The 22,444-nt window shown below is 71.3% G+C and carries 19 protein-coding genes; 7 read left to right on the forward strand and 12 right to left on the reverse strand.

Features of this window, described 5'->3' with window-relative positions:
- Positions 1–44: 44 nt before the first annotated feature.
- On the reverse strand, positions 45–1,412 hold the full coding sequence (locus KBX71_RS19485) for an endo-1,4-beta-xylanase (protein ID WP_247683736.1): 1,368 nt from the start codon (positions 1,410–1,412) through the stop codon (positions 45–47).
- A gap of 337 nt (positions 1,413–1,749) precedes the next feature.
- Positions 1,750–3,525 (reverse strand): family 43 glycosylhydrolase, encoded by a 1,776-nt coding sequence (locus KBX71_RS19490; protein WP_210819452.1) that lies wholly within the window; start codon positions 3,523–3,525, stop codon positions 1,750–1,752.
- Between the two features lie 619 nt (positions 3,526–4,144).
- Between KBX71_RS19490 and KBX71_RS19495 the strand changes: the two genes are divergently transcribed.
- The 3 genes from KBX71_RS19495 to KBX71_RS19505 all read left to right on the forward strand — a co-directional run bounded on the left by KBX71_RS19495 (position 4,145) and on the right by KBX71_RS19505 (position 8,611).
- Positions 4,145–6,481, forward strand: a complete 2,337-nt coding sequence (locus tag KBX71_RS19495; protein WP_210819420.1) for a beta-L-arabinofuranosidase domain-containing protein — start codon at positions 4,145–4,147, stop codon at positions 6,479–6,481.
- A 161-nt stretch (positions 6,482–6,642) separates the two neighbouring features.
- Positions 6,643–7,581 (forward strand): SMP-30/gluconolactonase/LRE family protein, encoded by a 939-nt coding sequence (locus KBX71_RS19500; protein ID WP_210819422.1) that lies wholly within the window; start codon positions 6,643–6,645, stop codon positions 7,579–7,581.
- A 133-nt stretch (positions 7,582–7,714) separates the two neighbouring features.
- Positions 7,715–8,611, forward strand: a complete 897-nt coding sequence (locus KBX71_RS19505; RefSeq protein WP_210819423.1) for an endonuclease/exonuclease/phosphatase family protein — start codon at positions 7,715–7,717, stop codon at positions 8,609–8,611.
- A gap of 46 nt (positions 8,612–8,657) precedes the next feature.
- Here KBX71_RS19505 and KBX71_RS19510 read toward each other — a convergent pair whose 3' ends face one another.
- Together KBX71_RS19510 and KBX71_RS19515 are read right to left on the reverse strand one after the other, a co-directional pair.
- The gene (locus KBX71_RS19510; RefSeq protein ID WP_196926831.1) at positions 8,658–9,542 is read right to left on the reverse strand and encodes an MHYT domain-containing protein; all 885 of its coding nucleotides are present in this window, start codon (positions 9,540–9,542) and stop codon (positions 8,658–8,660) included.
- 166 nt (positions 9,543–9,708) lie between these two features.
- A complete protein-coding gene (locus KBX71_RS19515) occupies positions 9,709–12,510 on the reverse strand; it encodes an RNA helicase (RefSeq protein ID WP_210819425.1) in 2,802 nt (933 codons plus the stop codon).
- A gap of 86 nt (positions 12,511–12,596) precedes the next feature.
- Between KBX71_RS19515 and KBX71_RS19520 the strand changes: the two genes are divergently transcribed.
- Positions 12,597–13,367 (forward strand): HAD family hydrolase, encoded by a 771-nt coding sequence (locus KBX71_RS19520; RefSeq protein WP_210819426.1) that lies wholly within the window; start codon positions 12,597–12,599, stop codon positions 13,365–13,367.
- 18 nt (positions 13,368–13,385) lie between these two features.
- Here the strand turns inward: KBX71_RS19520 and KBX71_RS19525 are convergent, their stop codons facing one another.
- Both KBX71_RS19525 and KBX71_RS19530 read right to left on the reverse strand, forming a co-directional pair.
- Positions 13,386–13,781, reverse strand: coding sequence for a hypothetical protein (locus KBX71_RS19525; RefSeq protein WP_210819427.1), 396 nt, complete (start codon positions 13,779–13,781; stop codon positions 13,386–13,388).
- Positions 13,778–14,074, reverse strand: coding sequence for a hypothetical protein (locus KBX71_RS19530; RefSeq protein ID WP_247683737.1), 297 nt, complete (start codon positions 14,072–14,074; stop codon positions 13,778–13,780). The genes KBX71_RS19525 and KBX71_RS19530 overlap by 4 nt, the downstream gene beginning before the upstream one ends.
- A gap of 230 nt (positions 14,075–14,304) precedes the next feature.
- On the opposite strand from KBX71_RS19530, the gene KBX71_RS19535 reads away from it, so the two are divergent.
- The gene (locus KBX71_RS19535; protein WP_374102618.1) at positions 14,305–15,216 is read left to right on the forward strand and encodes a DMT family transporter; all 912 of its coding nucleotides are present in this window, start codon (positions 14,305–14,307) and stop codon (positions 15,214–15,216) included.
- Here the strand turns inward: KBX71_RS19535 and KBX71_RS19540 are convergent.
- From KBX71_RS19540 to KBX71_RS19565, 6 genes are all read right to left on the reverse strand, one after another.
- Entirely contained in the window at positions 15,179–16,102 is a 924-nt protein-coding gene (locus KBX71_RS19540) for a diacylglycerol kinase (RefSeq protein ID WP_307847182.1), read from the reverse strand. The two genes, KBX71_RS19535 and KBX71_RS19540, sit on opposite strands and share 38 nt — an antisense overlap.
- Positions 16,103–16,237: 135 nt before the next feature.
- Positions 16,238–17,188, reverse strand: coding sequence for a twin-arginine translocase subunit TatC (tatC, locus tag KBX71_RS19545; RefSeq protein ID WP_210819430.1), 951 nt, complete (start codon positions 17,186–17,188; stop codon positions 16,238–16,240).
- Positions 17,189–17,206: 18 nt separating this feature from the next.
- Positions 17,207–17,521, reverse strand: a complete 315-nt coding sequence (gene tatA, locus KBX71_RS19550; protein ID WP_210819432.1) for a Sec-independent protein translocase subunit TatA — start codon at positions 17,519–17,521, stop codon at positions 17,207–17,209.
- Positions 17,522–17,680: 159 nt separating this feature from the next.
- A complete protein-coding gene (locus KBX71_RS19555) occupies positions 17,681–17,926 on the reverse strand; it encodes a hypothetical protein (protein ID WP_210819433.1) in 246 nt (81 codons plus the stop codon).
- A gap of 10 nt (positions 17,927–17,936) precedes the next feature.
- Positions 17,937–18,992, reverse strand: a complete 1,056-nt coding sequence (locus KBX71_RS19560; protein WP_210819435.1) for a YafY family protein — start codon at positions 18,990–18,992, stop codon at positions 17,937–17,939.
- Positions 18,989–19,987: a YafY family protein gene (locus tag KBX71_RS19565; RefSeq protein WP_210819438.1), complete on the reverse strand. Its 999-nt coding sequence runs from the start codon at positions 19,985–19,987 to the stop codon at positions 18,989–18,991. The genes KBX71_RS19560 and KBX71_RS19565 overlap by 4 nt, the downstream gene beginning before the upstream one ends.
- Before the next feature lie 117 nt (positions 19,988–20,104).
- On the opposite strand from KBX71_RS19565, the gene KBX71_RS19570 reads away from it, so the two are divergent.
- Together KBX71_RS19570 and KBX71_RS19575 are read left to right on the forward strand one after the other, a co-directional pair.
- A complete protein-coding gene (locus KBX71_RS19570) occupies positions 20,105–21,109 on the forward strand; it encodes a cation diffusion facilitator family transporter (RefSeq protein ID WP_210819439.1) in 1,005 nt (334 codons plus the stop codon).
- Between the two features lie 49 nt (positions 21,110–21,158).
- Positions 21,159–22,244 (forward strand): DUF3866 family protein, encoded by a 1,086-nt coding sequence (locus KBX71_RS19575; RefSeq protein WP_210819440.1) that lies wholly within the window; start codon positions 21,159–21,161, stop codon positions 22,242–22,244.
- The last annotated feature ends 200 nt before the right edge of the window (positions 22,245–22,444 follow it).

The following is a 22,444-nucleotide window of genomic DNA, read 5'->3' on the forward strand; positions in this document are numbered from 1 at the left end:
CTCCGCACCGGCCGACGTTTGTCGTTCAGTCGGTCATCGGGTGATCAGGAGGCGGTGCAGGTGGGCGTCACGCCGGAGGCGCTGCCGGTGCCCTGGAAGCCGAACTCGGTGACCTGCCCCGCGCCGAGCCGACCGTTGTAGTTCACGTTGGCGAACCGCACCGTGCCGGTGGAGCCACTGGCCGTCGCGCTCCAGGTGTTGGTGACACTGGCACCACTCGGGAGCGTGAAGCCGACGTTCCACCCGCTCGTGCCGGCGGAGCCGGCGGTCACCTTCACGGAGGCCACGAATCCACCGGTCCACGAGTTCAGTGACACCGATGCCGAACAACCAACAGTCGGCGGGTCCGTCGGCGGGTCGGTCGGGGGATCCGTCGGCGGGTCGGTCGGCGGGTCCGTGGGGATGCCGGGGCCGGCGTTGAGGGCGTTCAGGACGTTCGTGTACGCGGCCTTCTTGTTGCCGTTGCAGTCGAACAACAGCGCGTTGTCCGAGCCACGCCACGAGTCGCAGTCCCGCACGCCCCACACGGTGATGCCGGTGCAGCGCGAGACGTTCATGCAGGCGCGGGTGACCGCGCCAAAGATGTTTGCCTGGTTGCCGCCGGTCATCACGTCCAGCTCGGTGATCTGCACATCCACACCGAGATCGGCGAAACGCTGGAGGTTGGCCTGGTAGTCACTGGCCAGCGAGGTGCCCAGGTGCGACTGGAAGCCCACGCAGTCGATCGGCACGCCACGGGACTTGAAGTCCCGCACCATGTTGTAGATCCCCGTCGACTTCGCGTTGATCCCGTCGGTGTTGTAGTCGTTGTAACACAACTTCGCACCCGGATCCGCCGCCCGCGCCGCCCGGAACGCCGCCTCGATCCAGTCGTTACCGGTGCGCTGCAGGTTCGAGTCCCGACGCCCACCGCTACCACCGTCGGCGAACGCCTCGTTCACCACATCCCAGGCATAGATCTTGCCCCGGAAATGCGTGGCGACCTGGGTGACGTGGTTGATCATCGCGCTGCGCAACGCGCTGCCCGACATGCCCTGCGCCCAACCCGGCTCCTGCTGGTGCCACAACAACGCATGGCCACGCACGCTCATGCCATTGGCCTGCGCGTGACTGACCAGACGATCACCACCGGTGTAGCTGAACCGACCCTGCTGCGGCTCGGTGGCGTCCCACTTCATCTCGTTCTCGGCCACGACACTGTTGAACTCACGGTTCAGGACTGTCACGTACGCGCTGGTGGACAGCTTGCCCGTCGCGACAGCAGCGCCGAAGTAACGGCCCTTCTCGGCCGCGGACGCTCGGAGGGTGGTGCCGGCGTTGGCCGAGGTGGTCAGCGCCATCGTCATACCCGCGGCGAGGGCGCCGGTGACCGCGACGGTCACCGCCGCCCGCAGAACTCTTCTGTGTTTCATGCGGATTCCTTGTCTGTGGTGGTGCAGCGATGGGGGCGCAGCGCCGAATCTGCTGCGAGATCGGAGACGGCAGCACCTGTCGCCGTCACGGCAGCAGTGCGGAAAGTCCTGACCCGACGTCCGGCATGCCCTGGGCGGACGTCGGAATCCGAGGGGCCACAGCGGGTTCGCCCGGTGAACCACAGGTGCGGCCGCCCTCAAACATCGACTGTGAGCGATAACATCCCGTTCGTCAAGTCGTAACCAACAGTGCCGGGCACGGGGTCGCTCCGGTCGCACCGGCGGGGCACGTCGTCGTGCTGCCGGAGCCGTGCGAGCACGGCTCCGGCAGCACCCGTCACTGGAACGAGACGTCGTCGACGAGGAGGCTGTCGGTGCCCTCCGCCGTCTCCACGTAGAAGGCGGCACTGGACAGCGTGCCGCTCCACGACACTGTCGTCGTGCCGGTGAGCTGGGTCCAACCGTTGACGTTCACTCCCACGGCCGGGGTCAGCTGCAGGTAGCTCGTGGTGCCGTTCGCGGTCAGCGACAGCGTCGCCTTCGCCGACGGGGTGCCGCTCTGTGCGCGTACCCAGACGTTCGTGGTGTAGCTCTTGCCGTTGGTGAGCTTGGTGGTCACGTCCTGGCTGGGGCCGTTCCACGCGCCGGTCCGGCCGGTGATCGACAGCGACCCGCTGCCGCCGTGCGCGACTGTTGTGTTCCTGGCGAGCGTTCCGCTGCCGTGCACACCCCAGCCCGTCGTGCCGTTCTCCACGTCGCCGTTGGTGATCAGGTTGGCGCTGCCGCCGCCGGTGCCGCTGAACTGCCACCAGTTGATGTTGAACAGGTTGCCGCTGCCACCGGCGAAGCGCAGGTAGAGATCATGGGTGCCGGTCGCCCCGCTCACCGCGCAGGTGGTGGTGGTCCACGTCTGCCAGCCGCCGGTGCCGCCCACGGTGCAGGTGCCCACGGTCGGGCCGCTGGCGCTGTCGAGGCGCACCTCGATCCGGCCACCGCTGGTGGCCGACGCGACCCGGGCGCTGAACGAGGTGGCACCCGCGCCGAACGCGACGCCCTTGACCTTGATGTTGTCGCCGTTCTCGATCCAGCCGACGTTCATCCCGCCCTCGGTGGACACCTCGGTCTCGATGCCCGAGCCCCACGCGATCGTCTCGGCCTCCTGCCGTAGGTACGGGTTCAGCGTGCCCACCTGCGGCGCACCCGTACCGGTCATCGTGATCGTCGGGAACATGCCGCCGCTGGTGTAGTTGAACTTCTCCACCGCCACCGAACGGGTGTAACCGCTACCACCGGGCAACGCCCCGTTGTGATAGAAGAAATACGATCCACCCTGGAAATCGATCACACCCGCGTGATTGGTGAAGCTGGCGCCCTGGCGCGGCATGATCGTTCCCCGGTACGTCCACGGCCCGGTCGGCCCCGTCGCCGTGGAGTACGCGATGAACTCCGAGCAACACTCCGCCGCGAACACGTTGTAGTACAGGCCGTTGCGCTTGAACACCCACGGCCCCTCCTCGTACAACGTCGGCCTACTCGCATTGCCGTTACGGGTGCCGAAACCCGCCGTCGTGAGTGGAATGCGTGTCGCGCTGCCGGAGAACGAAATCATGTCGGAGTTCAGCTTCACGTACCACAGGCCAGGGTTACCCCAGTACAGGTACGCCTGCCCGTCGTCGTCGATGAAGACGGACGGATCGATCTCGTTGTTGCCGACAAGTGGTCGACCGAGCGCGTCGCGGAACGGCCCGGTCGGGCTGTCCGCCACACCGACGCCGATGACCATCTGACCGTTGGAGCGCTGACGCACCGGCACGTACCAGTAGAACTTCCCGTTACGTGCGATGACCTGCCCGGCCCACGCGTTGGCGTCGGCCCACGCGAAGGTCGCCAGACTCATCGGCGAGCCGTGATCGGTCCAGTTCACCATGTCCGCGGACGAGTACACCCGCCACTCACGCATGGTGAAGTAGGTGGAGCCGTCCTCGTCATGTCCGGTGTAGAGGTACACCCGACCGTTGTGCACCAACGGCGCCGGGTCGGCGGTGTAGATGTTCTGGACGATGGGGTTGTCGGCCCTGGCCGTGCCCGGGATCAGTGCGAGGACGCAGGCCATGCTCGCCAGCCAGGCGATGGCGCGCCTGGCCCGGTGGGTGGCCCGGGTTGTGGTTCGATCTTTCACCTTCACGATTACTCCCACAGAGAGTGCGCCAGCCGTGTTAGCGTTAACAGCGCCTTCCGAGCGCCTCCTCCCCCATTTGACCTGGAATTTTGTGCGGCGCGGGATGTCCGTCGTAACCACATCGCAGCATTGATGTATTGACGTTGACATCCAAGATTTACGATGCACCGTACTGAGCGACCGGGCGGGCGTCAACGGGAGGGCACTCGCTCCGCACCCACCGTCATCCGTCACACACGGTCACATTTTGGTGGTCGCGAGCCGGGCAGGTGTCCGTTTCGGACCATAGCTGCCACCGGCGGCCCCGCACCCCGAGGCAGGTTGTCGCGGGATGAGTCAGCGAGGCGCCCCGGGGGTTGCGGGTGTGTTAACGACGAACTATGTTAGCGATCACATCGATGTGCCGCGATAAGCGCCTGGGTGGGCACCCGGCGTCCACGGCGACCGCGTTCCCCACCACCCACACCGCATCCGCTGTCGGCCCCGTTGCGGCCGACCGCCCCCGCCGCCATCGATGGCGGCCCCGACGTACCCGGCCATCTGGAGGTTCCCCATGCCACCCCCGCCCCTCAGCCGCCGCAACCTGCTTCAGGCCACCGGCGCCACAGTGGTGCTCTCCGCGACCGGCGCCGCCGTCACCCCCGGAAGCGCCTCCGCCGCCATCGTGCCCCCGGCCCGGGCCGACATCGGCGTCTCGGCGTACGCGTTCGACCTCGGTCAGGTGCGGCTGACCTCCGGCCGCTGGATGGACAACCAGTCGCGGACGCTCAACTACCTGCGGTTCGTCGACGTCGACCGGATGCTCTACAACTTCCGCGCCAACCACCGGCTGTCCACGAACGGCGCCGCCACCAACGGGGGCTGGGACGCGCCGAACTTCCCGTTCCGGACCCACATGCAGGGCCACTTCCTGAGCGCGTGGGCGTACGCGTACGCGGTCCTGGGCGACACCACCTGCCGGGACAAGGCGAACTACATGGTCGCCGAGCTGGCCAAGTGCCAGGCGAACAACGGTGCCGCCGGGTTCGGCTCGGGATACCTCTCCGGCTTCCCGGAGTCCGACTTCACCGCCCTCGAGGCACGGACGCTGTCCAACGGCAATGTGCCCTACTACTGCATCCACAAGACCCTCGCCGGTCTGCTCGACGTCTGGCGCTACATCGGCAACACGCAGGCCCGTACGGTGCTGCTGTCGCTGGCGGGCTGGGTCGACACCCGGACGAGCCGACTGAGCTCCAGTCAGATGCAGTCGATGCTGGGCACCGAGTTCGGGGGCATGAACGACGTGCTCGCCGACATCTACCAGCAGACCGGCGACAGCCGGTGGCTCGCCACCGCGCAGCGGTTCGACCACGCCGGCGTGTTCGACCCGCTGGCCAACAACCAGGACCAGCTCAACGGCAAGCACGCCAACACGCAGGTGCCCAAGTGGATCGGCGCGGCCCGGGAGTTCAAGGCCACCGGGACCACCCGTTACCGGAACATCGCCAGCAACGCGTGGAACATGACCGTCGGCGCGCACACCTACGCCATCGGCGGCAACAGCCAGGCGGAGCACTTCCGGCCGCCCAACGCGATCGCCGGCTACCTCACCAACGACACCTGCGAGCAGTGCAACACGTACAACATGCTCAAACTGACGCGGGAGCTGTGGCTGCTCGACCCGAACCGGGCCGACTACTTCGACTACTACGAGCGCGCGCTGATGAACCACCTGATCGGCGGACAGAACTCGGCCGACAGCCGCGGCCACATCACCTACTTCACCCCGCTGCGGCCGGGTGGCCGTCGGGGTGTGGGCCCGGCCTGGGGTGGCGGCACCTGGAGCACCGACTACAACTCGTTCTGGTGCTGCCAGGGCACCGGCCTGGAGATCAACACGAGGTTGATGGACTCCATCTACTTCTACAACGGCACCACGCTGAGCGTGAACCTGTTCACGCCGTCGGTGCTGAACTGGACGCAGCGCGGCATCACTGTCACCCAGACCACCAGCTTCCCGGTCAGTGACACCACCACGCTGACCCTGAGCGGCTCGATGAGCGGCTCCTGGAGCATCCGGGTGCGGATCCCGTCCTGGACCAACGGCGCGACGATCTCCGTCAACGGCACTGTGGAGAACGTCACCACCACCCCGGGCAGCTACGCCACTGTCACGCGCACCTGGGCCGCGGGCGACACCATCACCGTGCGGCTGCCGATGCAGATCGCCGTCAAGGCCGCCAACGACAACGCCAACGTCGGCGCGGTCACCTACGGCCCCGCGGTGCTGGCCGGCAACTACGGCAACACGGCCCTGAGCACCCTGCCCACCCTCACCGTCTCCTCGATCACCCGGACCAGCACCAGCTCGCTCGCGTTCACCGCCAGCGCCAACGGGTCCACGGTGAACCTCGCCCCCTTCTACGACGCCCACGGCTACAACTACACGGTCTACTGGAACACCACCGGTAGCGGCAGTGGCGGCGGCGGCAGCTACCGCCTGCAGAACGTCGGCACCGGGCTGGTTCTCGGTGTCCAGAACATGTCCACCGCCGACGGTGGTCTGGCCGTGCAGTGGAGCGACAGCGGCACCGCCGACCACAACTGGGTGGTCGTGACCGACGGCAACGCGGTGCGGTTCCGCAACGCCCACAGCGGCAAGGTGCTGGGTGTGGAGAACATGTCCACCGCCGACAACGCTCGCGTCCTGCAATGGGCGGACAACGGCACCGCGGACCACCGGTGGATCCTCGTGGACAACGGCGACGGGACCTACAAGATCCGCAACGTCAACAGCAACAAACTGCTCGGCATCCTGAACGCGTCGACCGCCATGGGTGCGCAGGCCGTGCAGGATTCGGACAACGGCAGCGCGGACAACCGGTGGAGGCTCGTCCGCAACGCCTGACCTCCGCCCCGCCAAACGGGCTCACCGGCGCGGTCACCCGAAGACCGCGCCGGTGACGCCGGGCGGGCGCCCGCCAGCGGTCGTACAGTGGGGAGGGTCCTGGCCCCAGTGAACGCGGCGGACGTGTCGGCTCGTGCCGCCTTCCGCCCGGAAGGAGCACAGTGAACCGCCCCCTCCGCACCACACTCGTCGGCGCGCTGACCACCGCCATGCTGGCCACCGTCGCCGTCGCGCCGGCACAGGCGCACCCCGCCGGACGGCCGCCGGCCGTGCTCGACCTTCCCGACGGATTCCAGCCCGAGGGCATCGCCACCGCCGGCCGGTACGCCTACTTCGGCTCGCGTGCGACAGGCGCCATCCAACGCGTCGACCTGGTCACCGGCCGTGGCACGACGATCGGCGCGGCCACCGGCACCCCGTCGCTCGGTCTCAAGGTCGACCACCGTGGCCGGCTCTTCGTCTCCGGCGGCACGGCCGGCGACGCACGCGTGCTCGACACCCGCACCGGAGAGGTGCTGGCCCGCTACCAGTTCGCCACCGCCCCGACGTTCGTCAACGACGTCGTCCTGACCCGTGACGCCGCGTACTTCACCGACTCGAACCGGCCGGTGCTCTACCGGCTGCCACTCGGTCGCGGTGGGGCGCTGCCGCCCGCCGACGCCTTCACCACGATCACGCTCAGCGGCGCGTACGAGCAGGTCGGCACCGGCGTGAACCTCAACGGCATCGCCACCACACCCGACGGCCGGGCGCTGATCGTCGTCCAGTCCACCACCGGCACGCTGTACCGGGTCGACCCGGCCACCGGCGTGAGCACCGTCGTGGACGTGCCGGGCCACACCTTCACCAACGGCGACGGACTGCTCCTGCTCGGCCGCACCCTCTACATCGTGCAGAACCGCCTCAACCAGATCGCTGTGGTCCGACTGAACCACGCCGGCACCGCGGGGACGCTCACCAGGACCATCACCGATCCGAACTTCGACGTGCCCACCACGGTCGCCACGGCGTTGGGCCGTCTCTACCTGCCCAACGCCCGGTTCACCACGCCGCCCACCCCCACCACGCCGTACACGGCTGTCGCGGTCCGCGCCCACTGAGCGACCCGAGGGGGTACGCCCCGCGTCTGTGCCCCCTCGGCCCGCCGCTCTGGATCGCGATCGCCGATCGGCCGCCAGTAGGATCACTGGCACCTCGGCGACGCCTGTCGCCTCGTGCACCCCCGGAGTCCGTGTGGCCGCCCGTTCGTACCGGTTCCTGCGCCGAACCGTGGTCGTGGGTTGCCTCATCGCCGCCGCCGCGCTGCCAGCCGCACGCCCAGCCGCACCGCCGGCCGGACCGCCGGCCGCACCCAGCGACGCCGCGGTCGCCCCGCAGCCCACGGTCCTGCGGATGCTCCAGATGAACCTCTGCAACAGTGGCCGCGCCGGCTGCTACACCGGCCGGGCGATGGCCAGGGCCGCCGAGGTGATCACCGCGCAGGCACCCGATGTGGTCACTCTCAACGAGATCTGCGCGGGCAACCTGACCGCACTGCGGCGCGTCTTCCAGGCCGTCCACCCCGGCCGGACCATCGTGGGAGCGTTCCAGGCCGCCGGCGACCGCCCGAGCGGGGACGACACCCGCTGCAGCAACGGCCAACGGTTCGGCATCGGGTTGCTGACCCACGTGCAGACGCCGAGCCCCCCGGCCACGGTGTACGCCGGAACCCACCCGACGCAGGACCTCGCGGACCCCGAGGAACGAGCCTGGCTCTGCGTCGACGTCGACGGCGCCCTGCTCGCCTGCACCACGCACCTGTCGGCCACCGGCGGCTACCGCGTCGCGATCGCCCAGTGCGACCACCTGCTCGGCACCATCCTGCCGACGATCAGCCGCGACGCCGGGTACGAGCCGGCCGTGCTGGCCGGCGACCTCAACCTGCTCGCCGGCCACGACCCCGACGTGCGGTCCTGCACGCCGCCGGGCCATCAGCGGGTCGACGACGGCCGACTGCAACACATCATGGCGACCCCCGACATCAAACTCTGCTGTCGCAGAACGGTGCCCATGAACGGGGCGACCGACCACCCCGGGCTGCTGGTCACCCTCACCATCGACGGAGGCCGACCGGGCCGGCGGCCGGCCTGATCCGCCACCGCGCCGTGCGCGGATCGGGCGGGCCGGCCGCACGGCCTCAGCGCGGCGGCGTGTCCCGGCGGGACGGGAACGGCGTACCCGGCTGACCGAGGGTGGAGCGGGCGCGCAACCCGACCGGGTCGGGAGCAGCGGTCGGCGTCGCGGGCGCAGGTTCCGAGAGCCGCCGCCCGTCCAGGTACGCGGTGGCGGCCCGGTCGTCGTCGGTCGGGGCGGCGAGCAGCGCGTACAGCAGACCGACCACCCCGAATACCACCGCCAGCACGATCGGCACCAGCAGGGTGCTCACCCCGGCGCCGGTCACCTCGCCCGTCCGCTCGTGGCGGTGCACCGACAGGGCGCTCATGCCGGTGAAGTGCATCCCGTTGACCGCGACCCCCATGACCAACGCGGAGGCGAAGATCGCCAACCCCCGCCGGACGGTCATCGCGAGCCACAGCGCGACGGTGGACGCCACCACGGCGATGACCACCGAGAGCACGACCCGGACCGTGTCGTAGTCGAGGCTGCCGTTGAGGCGCATGGCGGCCATTCCGGTGTAGTGCATGGAGGCCACGCCGGCACCGGTGAAGACGCCGCCGGCGATCAGCCGTACCGGATTCAGCCGGCCGGTGCCCACAATGGCCAGGCCGATACCGACCGCCACCACGGCGATGGCCGTGCTGGCCGCGGTCAACGGCACGTCGTAGCGGATCCGGGTGTTCTCGACGGCGAAGCCGAGCATTGCCATGAAGTGCATCGCCCAGATGGCGGTGCCGCCCAGCGCCCAGGCCGACAGCAGGCCCCACCACGCCCGCTGACCGTTCGTCCGGGCCGTGCGGATTCGCCCCGCGCAGACCAGACCGAGAATCGAACCGAGCACGGACAGCGCATAGCTCAGCGCGGGCGTGATCCACCCGTACTCAAAGTGATTGATCTCCGCCACGGCGGCTTTCTCCCCATTCGTTACCGACGCGTCAACAAGACGCCTCGGCAATGATCAGGGGTGCCGTGATCAGGCGCAACAGTGCCCCCCGGGCCATCCGAGGGGTGCCATTGCGGTAACCGTCCGCTGCGTCGATTTCACCGACAATAATGACTGAGCGTAATTGTCAGGCCGACGTGTGGTACGCGAGAACGCCCCGATTGACGGCCGCTATAGCCTGTCGAGCCGTGGACCGCAGCTCCGTTGTGGCACCACCCGAGTCGGCAATCTGACCGAGCAGGTCGACGACCTGTCGGGCCCACCGGACGAAGTCACCGGCGGGCATCTCACCATCGATCTCGTGCCCGCTGCCGAGCACCTTCGCCAGCGCCTCGCCCCGGGCCCACCGGTAGACGGGCCAGGCGAAACCGAGATCCGGCTCCCGGGTCGCTGTCAGCCCCCGCGCCGCCTCGTCGGCCTCGATCTCCCCCCACAGCTTCAGCGTCTCGTCCACCGCGTCGGCCACCGGGCCACGCGGCAGCGACGCCCGCTCGTCGACATCACGGCGCGCCTCGAACACCACAACGGACACCGCGGCGGCCAACTCGGCCGGGGACAGCCCGTTCCACACCCCCCGGCGCAGGCACTCGGCGACCAGCAGGTCCGCTTCGGTCCAGATCCGGCCCAGCATCCGACCGGCGTCGGTGACCGCGCCGTCGCGGGCGAGGTAACCCCGCTCGGTCAGCAATGCCACGATCCGGTCGAACGTCCGGGCGAGGGACCCCGTACGACCACTGACGCGCTCGCGCAGCTCCTCGGTGTCGCGCTCCAGCCGCCGACGTCGCTCCGCCCAGCGGGCGTGCTCCTCCCGCTCGGGGCAGGCGTGGCAGGGGTGGTGGCGCAGCTCGGTGCGCAGCTGGGTGATCTGGTGGTCCTCGCCGCTCACCTGCCGGGAACGGCCCCCGCGCCGGCCGCCGTGCCGGTCCAGGCCGGTGCCGCTGACCTCGGCGGCGAGATCCCGCCGGGCGCCCGGGGACCGGTGGTTGAAGTGCTTGGGCACCCGGATCCTTGCCAGCACCTCGGCCGGAGTGGTGAAGTCGCCGGGGCTGACCCGCCCCGCCCAACGGTCCTGGGTGAGCACCAACGGCCGAGGCTCACCGAACCCGCCGGTCGCCGGGTCCAACACCACGGCCAGGCCGGCCCGCCGACCCGACGGCACCCGGATCACGTCGCCGACCCGCAGCCGCTCCAACGAGGCCACTGCGGCAGCCTTGCGCTGGGTCTGCCCCTGCCGGGCGATCGCCTTCTCCCGGTCGGCGATCGCCACCCGCAGCGCGAAGTACTCGTCGAAGTCGCCGTGGTGGCAGGCGGCCTCCGCGCCGTACGCCTCGATGGTCTCGGTGTTGCGCTGCACCTGCCGGGCCAGACCGACCACCGACCGGTCCGCCTGGAACTGGGCGAACGAGGACTCCAGCAGGGCCCGGGCCGGCTCCGCGCCGACCGTGCCGACCAGGTTCACGGCCATGTTGTACGACGGCCGGAAGCTGGAGCGCAGCGGGTAGGTGCGGGTGGACGCGAGCCCGGCGACGTGCCGTGGGTCGGTCTCCGGGGACCACACCACGACGGCGTGCCCCTCCACGTCGATGCCACGGCGGCCGGCGCGCCCGGTGAGCTGCGTGTACTCCCCCGGGGTCAGGTCGACGTGCGCCTCGCCGTTGTACTTGACCAGCCGTTCCAGCACCACGCAGCGGGCCGGCATGTTGATGCCCAACGCCAGCGTCTCGGTGGCGAAAACCGCCTTGACCAGGCCCCGGACGAACAACTCCTCGACGATCTCCTTGAACACCGGCAGCATTCCGGCGTGGTGGGCGGCCAGGCCGCGTTCCAGGCCGTCCAGCCACTCCCAGTAACCCAGGACCGACAGGTCCTCGCCGGGAATGGCGGTGACCCGGGACTCGACGACCCGGCGGATCTCGGCCCGCTCCTCCGCCGAGGTGAGCCGCAGCCCGGCGGCGAGACACTGCTGCACCGCGGCGGCGCAACCGGCCCGACTGAAGATGAACAGGATCGCCGGCAGCAGACCCTCCCGGTCCAGCCGGTCGACGATGTCCGGGCGCAACGGGCCACGCCAGCGCGGGCCACGCCGGCCGGCGCCGGGTCCCGCGCTGCGGCCCTCGCCCAACTCCAGCCGCCGCGCGGTCTCCCGGGTGTAGCGCAGCAACTCCGGGTGCACGTCGTGCTTGCGGGCGGCGTCGGCGTCGTGGAACAGGTCGAACATCCGCTTGTTCACCAGCATGTGCTGCCACAACGGCACCGGCCGGTGCTCGCTGACCACCACCGCGGTCTCGCCGCGCACGGTGACCAGCCAGTCGGCGAACTCCTCGGCGTTGGAGACGGTCGCCGACAACGAGATCAGCGTTACCGAGGCGGGCAGGTGAATGATCACCTCTTCCCACACCCCACCGCGGAACCGGTCGGCCAGGTAGTGCACCTCGTCCATCACCACGTACGCGAGGCCCTGGAGGGTGCTGGAGCCCGCGTAGAGCATGTTGCGCAGCACCTCGGTGGTCATCACCACCACCGGCGCGTCGCCGTTGATCGCGTTGTCGCCGGTCAGCAGGCCGACCTGCTCGGCGCCGTACCGGGCAACGAGGTCGTGGTACTTCTGGTTGGACAACGCCTTGATCGGCGTGGTGTAGAAGCACTTGCGCCGGGCCGGCGGGTTCGTCGCGTCGGCGGCGGGCACCGGGTCGTCAGGCCGCCCGCGCAACGCCAGGTGGACGGCGAACTCCCCGACCACCGTCTTACCGGCGCCGGTCGGCGCGCAGACCAGCACACCGCTGCCCCGCTCCAGCGACTGACACGCCTCCCGCTGGAAGTCGTCGAGGTCGAACCCCAGCTCAAGGGCGAACTCGTCCAGCGCCGGAAACTGTGCTGCTTGTGCGGCCTTGCGGCGCGCCGCTGCGTACCGCTCGGCGGGGCTCGACATGGCACCAAGATTAGTGCGTGCCGAGTCGCGCCACCCCACAAGGCCGTCCGGAGGCGCGGTCGGGGGCGGTCGGTAGGGTGCACGGCGTGCCGGACCATGCCGAACCGCCCCAGACCAGTCCGCCGGGCACCGCCGAGGCGCCCGCCGCCCACCGGGCGTCCCGACGCCCTGTCAAGGCGGTGCTCTTCGACTTCCACGGCACCCTGGCCCAGGTGGAGGATTCCCAACGGTGGGTGCTGGAGGCCGCGGCTGCGTGCGGCGTCACCCTGGACCGGGTCCGCGCCACCTCGCTGGCCGACCGACTGCTGACCGCCGGCCGCGCCGGCGGGCCACTGCCGGCGCGGGTGCCACCCCGACTGGCCGAACTGTGGGCCGACCGGGACCTCTACCAACACGCCCACCGGGGCGCGTACACCGGGCTGGCCGAGACCGTCGACGCCGGCATCGACGGCTTCGCCGACGCGCTCTACGAGCGCCTGCTGACCGCCGAGGGCTGGCTACCGTACGCCGACGCCGCCCCCACGCTGACCGCTCTACGCGACGCCGGGGTGCCGGTGGCGGTGGTCAGCAACATCGGCTTCGACCTGCGGCCACACTTCGACGCCTGGGGGCTGACCGACCTGGTCGGCGCGTTCGTGCTCTCGTACGAGGTGGGGCGCTGCAAACCCGACCCGGCGATCTTCTGGCGTGCCTGCGGGATGCTGGGCGTCGACCCGGAACAGACCCTCATGGTCGGTGACACCCCGGCGGACGCGGGCGCGGTTGCCGCCGGCTGCTCGGTGCTGGTACTCCCGGCCGCCGAGCCGGGCCGGGAGAATGGGCTTGGCGCGGCGCTCGACCTGGCCCTGCCGGCCTGAACCCGCCGCGCTGCACCGTCAGTCGGGAATGTGAATCACCGGTAGCTCGTCGCCGTACCGGGCCTCCCCGGTGAGGATCGAGGCGTCGTGTTCGAGGACGGCCATCGCCGTGGTGGCCAGGTCAGCACGGCCTGTCACAGTGCGCCAGAAGCTGAGTTCGTGCCAGGAGCGCCCCTCGGTCGACAGCACCGCACAGGCGTCCAGGTTCAGCAGCCGGTGCAGAGCCGCTCGTTCCTTCGGGTCGTTGACGATCGCCAGGGCCTCCGCCGCGGTCACGGCGGTGACGCCGAACCTGTTGCGGTCCTGGATGACCTCGTGCAGCGGCTCCCCGACATGCACCGACCCCGCCAGGTACGCCAGCAGTGCCGACCGGTCCAGCACGAGCCGGACCGGTCGTTCGTCCTCGGGGCTCACGCGGCGGGTTGTTCGGGCGTTCCGGCGGCGGCGTCCCGCGCGTGCTGGCGGACCCGCTCGCGAAGGGCGCTACGGCGCTCCGGCGACCAGTCGGCCTCCACGGCGGCCCGGCGGGCGCGTGCCTCGGCCACGCCCTGCTCGGTGATCGGGATGCCCTGGTGAGCAAGCTCCGCGTCCAGGGCGTCCAGCCGCATCCGGTCACGGACGGCCTGGGTGATGTAGGCGCTGGCGTTGGACTCCCGCTCCAGGCGCTCAGCCACGTCAGGTGGCACGGAGATCGATAGTTTCCGCATCGCGCTCGTCATACCAGGAACCGTACGCCGGTAGCACCGCGGGTGGCGAAACTCTACGGCCGTGTCGGCCTCGGTGGCGATGGCGGCCGCCAACCCCCGTTCCCCCCATCCGTCAGCCAGGCGAACGGCAGCGAAGCCGACCCGGGCCACGAACCGAGCGGGAAGGCGCGCCTTTCCGCAGGTGGACGCCGCCGCGAGGTGGCCGGAGCTGAGCGCCTAACGTCGTGGCCGTGACCGAGATCCTGCTGCCCACGACGGCACCGTCCGACACGCCACCGGCCCGGCGGGGTGGCGTCACCGCCGTGGGGCTGGTGCTCGGCGGGGCCCTGTCGGTGCAGTTCGGCTCCGCCGTGGCCGCGTTGCTCTTCCCGCGTACCGGGGTGGCCGGCGCGGTGACCCTGCGGCTGACCATCTCGGCGGTGCTGCTGCTCGCCGTGTGCCGGCCCCGACTGCGCGGGCACGACCGGTCGGCCTGGCTCGCGGCCGGCGGGTTCGGGCTGGCGCTGGCCGGCATGAACTCGCTGTTCTACCAGGCCATCGAACGCATCCCGCTGGGCCCGGCGGTGACACTTGAGGTGCTCGGCCCGTTGGCGCTGTCGGTGTTCTCCGCCCGACGACTGGCCAGCTGGGGCTGGGCGGGGCTGGCACTGGCCGGGGTGGCACTGCTCGGGCAGGGCGGCTTCGACCGGCTGAACCCCGTCGGGGTCGCCTTCGCGTTCGGCGCGGGCGCCATGTGGGCCGCGTACATCGTGCTGAGCGCCCGGGTCGGCGGCCGCTTTCCCGGCGCGGACGGGCTGGCCCTGGCGCTGACCCTCGCCGCGCTTGTCACACTGCCGCTGGGCATCATCGACGGCGGCGCGGTGCTGCTCGACCCGCCGGTGCTGGCGCTCGGCGCCGCCCTCGCGGTGCTCGCCTCCGGGCTGCCCTACACCCTGGAGCTGCTGGCGCTACGGCGGATGCCCACCGCCACGTTCGCGGTGCTGATGAGCCTCGGCCCGGCCGTCGCCACGCTCGCCGGCTGGCTGGTGCTGCGGCAGGAGCTGACAGTGCTGGAGTGCGCCGCCATCGTGCTGGTCATCGCGGCGAGCATCGGCGCGGTACGTGTCAACGCAGCAACCGCAGGGCGCCCGGAACCGCGCTGATCGTCACCGGCAACTCCAGGGAGCGTTCCCCGTCGGCGTACGAGGTGATGCCCTCGGCGGACAACTCCACAGTGCGGGCCCGGAAGCTGTACACCATCGGGTGCCTGACATGGGTGCCCTCGTAGATACGCGGCTTCACCCGGACCAGGGTCCGCCGGTCGACAGGACCCGCCACCACCACGTCGAGCAGCCCGTCGGTCGGATCCGCGTCGGGGCAGATCCGCATCCCACCGCCGTACGTGGGGCAGTTGCCCACCGCCACGAGCACCGCGTCCATGTCCTGCGACACCCCGTCGAGGCGCAGCGTGTAGCGGCGTGGGCGCATCCGGGCCAGCTCGACCAGGATCGCCAGCTCGTACCGGCGCGGGCCACGTGGCCAGCGCATCCGGTTGGCCCGCTCGTTGACGATCGCGTCGAACCCGGCCGCGAGGACCGCCCCGTACCAGCGCTCGGCCCCGTCGACCCCGACCATCCGGGCCAGGTCGACAGGTCGACTCCGGCCGTCGCGCACCGCCTCGGCGATCACCGCCGCCGCCGCGAGGGGGTCGGCCGGGAAGCCGACGTCCAGGGCGAAGTCGTTGCCGGTGCCGGCCGGGATCGGGCCGAACGGCACGTCGGTGCCGGCGACCGCCTGCAACGCCCGATGCACGGTGCCGTCCCCACCGACCGCCACCAAGGCGCCGGCGCCGTCGGCGACGGCGGCCCGGCACACCGCCTCCGCCTCGGCGGGGCTGGACACCGGCAGCAGCCGGACCGGCCGTCCACCGGCGGCCAAGCGCTCCAGCAGCTGGGGCAGCAGAGCGCGGTGCCGTCCCCGACCAGCGGTCGGGTTGGCGAGCACGGCGACCGGGCCGGGCAGATGATCGTCTGCGGTCACGGGCAGCACCGTACCGGTCGGACACCTGTTGTTCACCATGGGCAGATGCCGTCACCACCGGTTCCGCTACCGGCGCTAAATGTGACGCAACGACGCCGCCCCCGGAACGGGGACGGCGTCGGTGGACCGGGCGGTGTGGGGCCGTCAGGTCATGTCGTCGTAGCGGCGTTCGATCGGCGCCGGTGCGGCGATCGGATCGGGTACGCCGACCGGCGCCGTCGAGTCGACCCGCTGCCCGGCCACGACCGGGTCCGCGTCGAACTCCAGCGGCGACACCTCGTCGTCATCGATGCCGGCGTAGATCTCCTTGCCCCGCCCACGCCGCCTGTCGTTGATGAACGCGATGCCCACCGCACCGAAGTAGAGCGCGGAGAGACAGATCGCCAGGGCCGTCATCCCGAACGGGTCCGGGGTGGGGGTAACCACGGCGGAGAACGCGAAGAACACGAAGATCGCCACCCGCCACCAGCTGAGCAGTCGCTTCGCGCTGGCGATGCCCACGAAGTTGAGCATCAGCACGACAAGCGGGAACTCGAACGCCACACCGAACAACAGGATCAGGTTGGTGACGAAGGAGATGTACTTGGTGATCTCCAGTGTCGTGCTGATCTCGCTGTCCGAGATGCTGAGCAGGAACTCCAGGCCCTTGGCCGTGACGAAGTACGCCAGCACCGCACCAGCCGCGAACAGCGGCGCGGCAAGGGCGGTGAAGAAGTACGCGTAGCGCCGCTCGTGCCGGTGCAGGCCGGGCGCGATGAACGCCCAGAGCTGGTAGAGCCACACCGGCGCGGCCGCTATCAACCCGACCCAGAGCGCGACTTTCAGTTGGAGCAGGAACAGGTCGGCCGGCCCGAGCTGCACGAACTCACACTTGCCGTCGACATATCTGGCCTGCGGCAGGTCGCAGTAGGGCTGCTGGAGCAGGTGCAGCACCGGACCCGCCAGCCAGACACCGAGGCCGAACCCGATGAGGATGGCCACGGACGCGCGGAAGAGACGGTTGCGCAGCTCGCGGACGTGCTCGATGAGCGTCATCGAGCCGTCGGCGGCCCGCTCGAACGCCTTTGGGCCACGTTTACGCAGTGCGAAGGCCACGGTGGTGGGGCCCTTCGGTCAGTTGTCGCGGACGCGGTGCACCGGGTCGACGACCGGCTGCTGCGGCGGCGTCTGCTGGTACGGCGCCTGCTGCGGCTGACCGGTGTACGGCGCCTGCTGCCCGGCGTGCGGCGGCAGCGGCTGGTAGCCGGCCTGCGCGTCGGCCTTCTCGGCGAGGTCGCGGTCGTCGTCCTGCAGGCTCTTGGTCTCGGCCTTGATGATCCGCAGCGACCGACCCAGCGAACGGGCCGCGTCGGGGAGCCGCTTCGCACCGAAGAGCAGGATCAGCACAACCACGAGAACAGCGATGTGCCACGGCTTGAGGGCACCCATGAGAAGCTCCAGTCGCTCTGTGTCCGGGGGGTGGTACGCAGCCCATCGTACGTGCGGATCGGCTGCCCGCCACCCGCTGGGTGGTGGTGGTCTGGCCGGAAGGGTGAAGTCTTGACCAACCCGCGATGATCCGTCAACCACCGCCGGGTGCGTGCTCGATCAGCCGCGCTTGGCCTTGATCACCGCGAGCCGCCGGGATGTGGTGTCGAGCCGATCTTGGACTTCCTCGGCACGCTCTTGCAGCGCCTCGGCGGTCTCCCGCAGCGCCTCGGCCTCGACGGCCCGCCGTTGCAGCGCCTCGGCGGCCCGGCGCAGTCGGGGCAGCCGGGTCAACACCGGGCGCACGGCCAGCGCGAGCGCCACGAGGGGTAGCAGCACCACCGCGAGCACGATCCAGATCAGCACGGCGGTCAGCCTACTGGGTGCGGCCGGCCACCGCCGGGTCACCCGACGGCGCGCGCTCCGGGTCGACCTCGGGCCGTCGCGGCACGGCCGCGGGCGTGGGTACGGCGTACGCGTCCAACGCGGCGGCCGCCGTCGCCCTCACCTGATCTGCCAACTCGACCGGGGCGACCACCGTCACCTCCGGGCCGAGGCCCAGCACGAACCGGCGGGCCCAGCCCAGGTCGGTCACCCGCAGGGAGACCAGCCACTGGTCGCCGTCGCCGGCCTCCACCCGCTCACACGGGTAGTACTCGGTGATCCACCGCTCACGCCGGCCGATCCGGAGGGTGATCAACGGCAGGTCGGCCGAGGGGCGGAACACGCCCTCGGTGAGGTCGTGCGGAACGGCCTGCGGCGGCACCGTGGCCGGCTCGTCCAGCTCGGTGATCGCGTCGATCCGGTCGGCGCGGAACAACCGGACGGCCTCCGCGCGTCGACACCACGCCTCCACGTACGCCCGGCCGCCGACCATGAGCATCCGCAACGGGTCGATGACACGCTCGGTGGTCTCGTCCCGGGCGGCTGTGTAGTAGGTGATCCGCAGGGCCTTCCCGCCCTCCACAGCGGTGCGCAGCGCCTCGACCCGAGGGGTGTCCCCGGGCAACCGGACCGCCACCGGGGCGCCCACCAGGTCGCCCGCGGCCTCGATCTTGGCGAGGGCTCGTTCGACGGCCTCCCGGTTGGCCACCCCGGGCGTCTCGGCCAGCATCCGCAGCGCCACCACGAGCGCGAGGGCCTCGTCGGGGGTCAGCCGCAACGGCCGGTCGATGCCGGCGTCGTAGGTGATGGTCACCCGGTCACCGTCGAACGCCATGTCGATCAGGTCACCCGGGCCGTACCCTGGCAGCCCGCACACCCAGAGCAACTCCAGGTCCTCGCGGAGCTGACGCTCGGTGACGCCCAGGTCACCGGCCGCCTCGGCGATCTCGATGCCGGGCCGGGCCAGCAGGTAGGGCACCAGGTTGAGCAGCCGGGCCAACCGGTCGGCGGACGCGCGGGAACCGTTACGGGCGGCCGGACGGGTCACCGGGCACCCCCGCTGACGGCCAGCTCGTCGTGGCGCACGGCGATCTCCTTGAGTCGTTGGATGACCGCCTCGCGGACCTCCGGTGGGTCGAGGACCCGCACGTCCGGGCCGTAGCCGACGAGATGACCGGCCAGCCCGTCCGCGTCCGCGTACGGCAGGACCAACCGGTCGCCGTCCGGCCCTGCGGTCACCTCCACCGCCCAGCGGCGCAGCCCGGCGGCCCGCCCCGGCACGGCCAGCACGGTGGCCCGACCGGTGCGCTCCACCGGACCCGACCAGCGGGCCACGTGGCTGATCAGGTCGACGTTGGGCGGTGGCTCGTACGCGCCGGGGGCGCCGGTCACCCGGACCGCGCCGACGACCCGGGACAGCCGGAAGCAGCGGGTCGCCTCCCGGTCCTGGTCGTGGCCGACCACATACCACCGGCCGCGCCAGCAGACCACGCCCCACGGCTGCAGCCGCCGCCGGCTGGGCGCGTCGCGGTCGGGCACCCGGTAGTCGAACCCCACCTCGCGGCGGTCCCGGGCGGCGGCGGTCAGCGGCGCGAACGCCGGATCGACAGTGACCATCGGCTCCAGGCCGAGGGTCGCCTGCGGGTCCACGTCCACCCCGGCGGCACGGAGCTTGGCCAGCCCGGACGACGCGGCGGCGGCCAGACCGGCGTGCTGCCACAGCCGTGCGGCGATGCCGACCGCGGCGGCCTCGTCCGGCTCGAGCAGGATGTCGGGCAGCGCGTACTCGCGGTGGGCGATCCGGTAGCCGGGCTCGGCGTCGAAGGCGCTCGCCGTGCCGGTCTCCAGTGGCACGCCCAGCTCACGCAACTCGGCCTTGTCCCGTTCGAACTTGCGCTGGAACGCCTCGTGGTCGCGCGCGTCGTCCGGATCGTGCTCGTAACCGGGCACGGTCGCGGCGATCTGCGCGGCGGTCAGGAACCGTCGCGTGGACAGCAGGCAGATCACCAGGTTGACCAGGCGTTCGGTGCGGGTCCGCGACACGCGGTAGACGCTAGCAGCCGACACGCCCGCACCGTGCACCCACGCGGGCGTGCCGCACACTTGTTCGGATCGGGCCTCCTCCGGCGCGTCGCCGTCTCCGGTCATAGGGTGAGGCTCATGTCGCAAGCGGACGCCAGGCCCGAGAGCGAGAGCGTCGGCACCGTCGTCGTCGCCGGCGCCGCCAACCTCGCCATCGCGGTCGCCAAGCTGATCGCCGGGCTGATCTCCGGATCCGCCGCGATGCTCTCCGAGGCGGCCCACTCGATCGCCGACACCACCACCGAGGTGCTGCTCTTCCAGGCGCTGCGCCGCGGCGCCCGGCCGGCCGACCAGCGACACCCCTTCGGGTACGGCAAGGAGAGCTACGTCTGGGCGTTCTTCGCGGCCATGTTCACGTTCGTCGCCGGCGCCGGTTTCGCCGTCACCCACGGCGTCACCACGATCCTGGTGCACGAGCACAGCGGCGACTACCTCATCTCGTACATCGTGCTCGGGGTGTCGTTCGTCATCGAGTCGATCTCACTGGCCCGGGCCGTGCGGCAGGTCCGCCGCGAGTCGCGACGCTGGCAGACCACGCCTCGCCGGTTCCTGCGGCTGACCGCCGACACCACGGTCAAGGCGGTCTTCCTGGAGGACAGCGCGGCCCTGATCGGTCTGGTGCTGGCCGGGCTCGGCGTCGGCCTGTCTCACGCCACAGGCGACGAGGTGTGGGACGGCGTCGCGTCGATCCTGATCGGGCTCCTGCTGCTGACCGTCGCCGGGGTCCTCGCCGGCAACAACCTGTCGCTGCTGGTCGGCCGGGCCGTCCCGGAGCGGCTGCGCCGCGAGATCGAGCAGGAGCTGGCCGGGCTGCCCGAGGTGGAGCGCATCGACACCCTGTTGACAATGCAGCTCGGCCCGCAGGACATCCTGGTCGCCGCGAAGGTCGACTTCCGCGACGAGGCCACCGGCGCGCAGATCGAGGCCACCGCCGACGACGCCGAACGGCGGCTCACCGACCGGTACCCGGAGATCCGGTTCGTCTTCCTCGACCCCACCCGCTCGCTGCCGGGCGCCACCGGCACCGCCCGGGACACCCAGGCCGGGCCGAGCCCGGACGCCGGCGGCTCCGAGCCGACCTGAACCACACCCGGGCGCGGGCCGCCGGGCCCGCGCGGCTAGCGTGCCCGTCATGGTGCGATGGCGTACGGGGACGGTGGCGACGCTGCGACGGCAGTGGACCGGGGCGGTGGAGTTGGACGTCGACCTGCCCGACGGCACGCGGATGCGGGCGCTGGCCTACCCGGAACTGGTCGGCACGCCCGAGCCCGGCGACCGGGTGCTGCTCAACGCCGGCGCGCTGCTGATGGGGCTGGGCACCGGCGGGTACGCCCTGGTGGTCGCCCTGCCGGACCGGCTGCCGCCGGACCCGCCGGACGTCGCCGACACCCGCGACGCCGGGCACCTGGTCAAGGCCCGCTACACACCGCTGCAGCCGATCCTCCTCGGCGTCGACGAGGAGGCGTCCCCGCACCGCGACGTGCTGGCCGACGCGGACGACCTGGGCGGCCTGCCGGTGGTCACCGCCGACCTGCACTCGGCGCTCCCGGCGATCCTGGCCGGCATCCGGGCCGACGCCCCGCGGGCGCGGGTGGCGTACCTGCTCACCGACGGTGGGGCGCTGCCCGCCTGGTTCTCCCGCACCCTCGCCGGGCTGCGGAGCGAGCTGGCCGGCACGATCACCGTCGGGCAGGCGTTCGGTGGCGACCTGGAGGCCACCACCCTGCACGGCGGTCTGCTCGCCGCCCGGTACGTGCTCCACGCGGACGTGGCGATCGTCGCCCAGGGGCCCGGCAACCTGGGCACCGGCACCCGTTGGGGCTTCTCCGGCGTCGCCGTCGGCGAGGCGGTCAACGCGGTAGCCACGCTGGGTGGTCGACCGGTCGGCTCGTTGCGCATCTCCGACGCCGACGCCCGCCCCCGACACCGGGGCGTGTCACACCACAGCCTCACCGCGTACGGCAGGGTGGCGCTCGCCCCGGCGGAGCTGGTGGTGCCCGACGACCTCGACCCGGCCCTAGCGGCCGAGGTGGACGCGGCGCTGGCCCCCCTGGCGGCCCGACACCGGATCGTCCGGGTGCCCACCGCCGGTCTCGACGCCGCGCTGCGGGCCAGCGCCGTACCGCTGTCCACCATGGGCCGTGGCCTCGACGCCGACCACGCGTACTTCCTGGCGGCAGCCGCCGCCGGCCGCCACGCGGCAACCCTGCTCCCCTGACGCCCGCCCCACTCCCGGAACCCGGCCCGCCCCACTCCCGGAACCCGGCCCGGCCCGGCCCCGGCCCCGGCCCCGGCCCGTTGATCATGAGGTTATTGCGCGCCGCCTCGGCGTGTCGCCGCAATAACCTCATGATCAACGCGAGGAAGGCGCGCGCGGGTCGGGCGGGGCGGGGGGTGGGGGCGCGGGTGGGTGGGGGG

The organism is Micromonospora sp. D93 (assembly GCF_018070365.1).
Lineage (GTDB): Bacteria > Actinomycetota > Actinomycetes > Mycobacteriales > Micromonosporaceae > Micromonospora > Micromonospora ureilytica.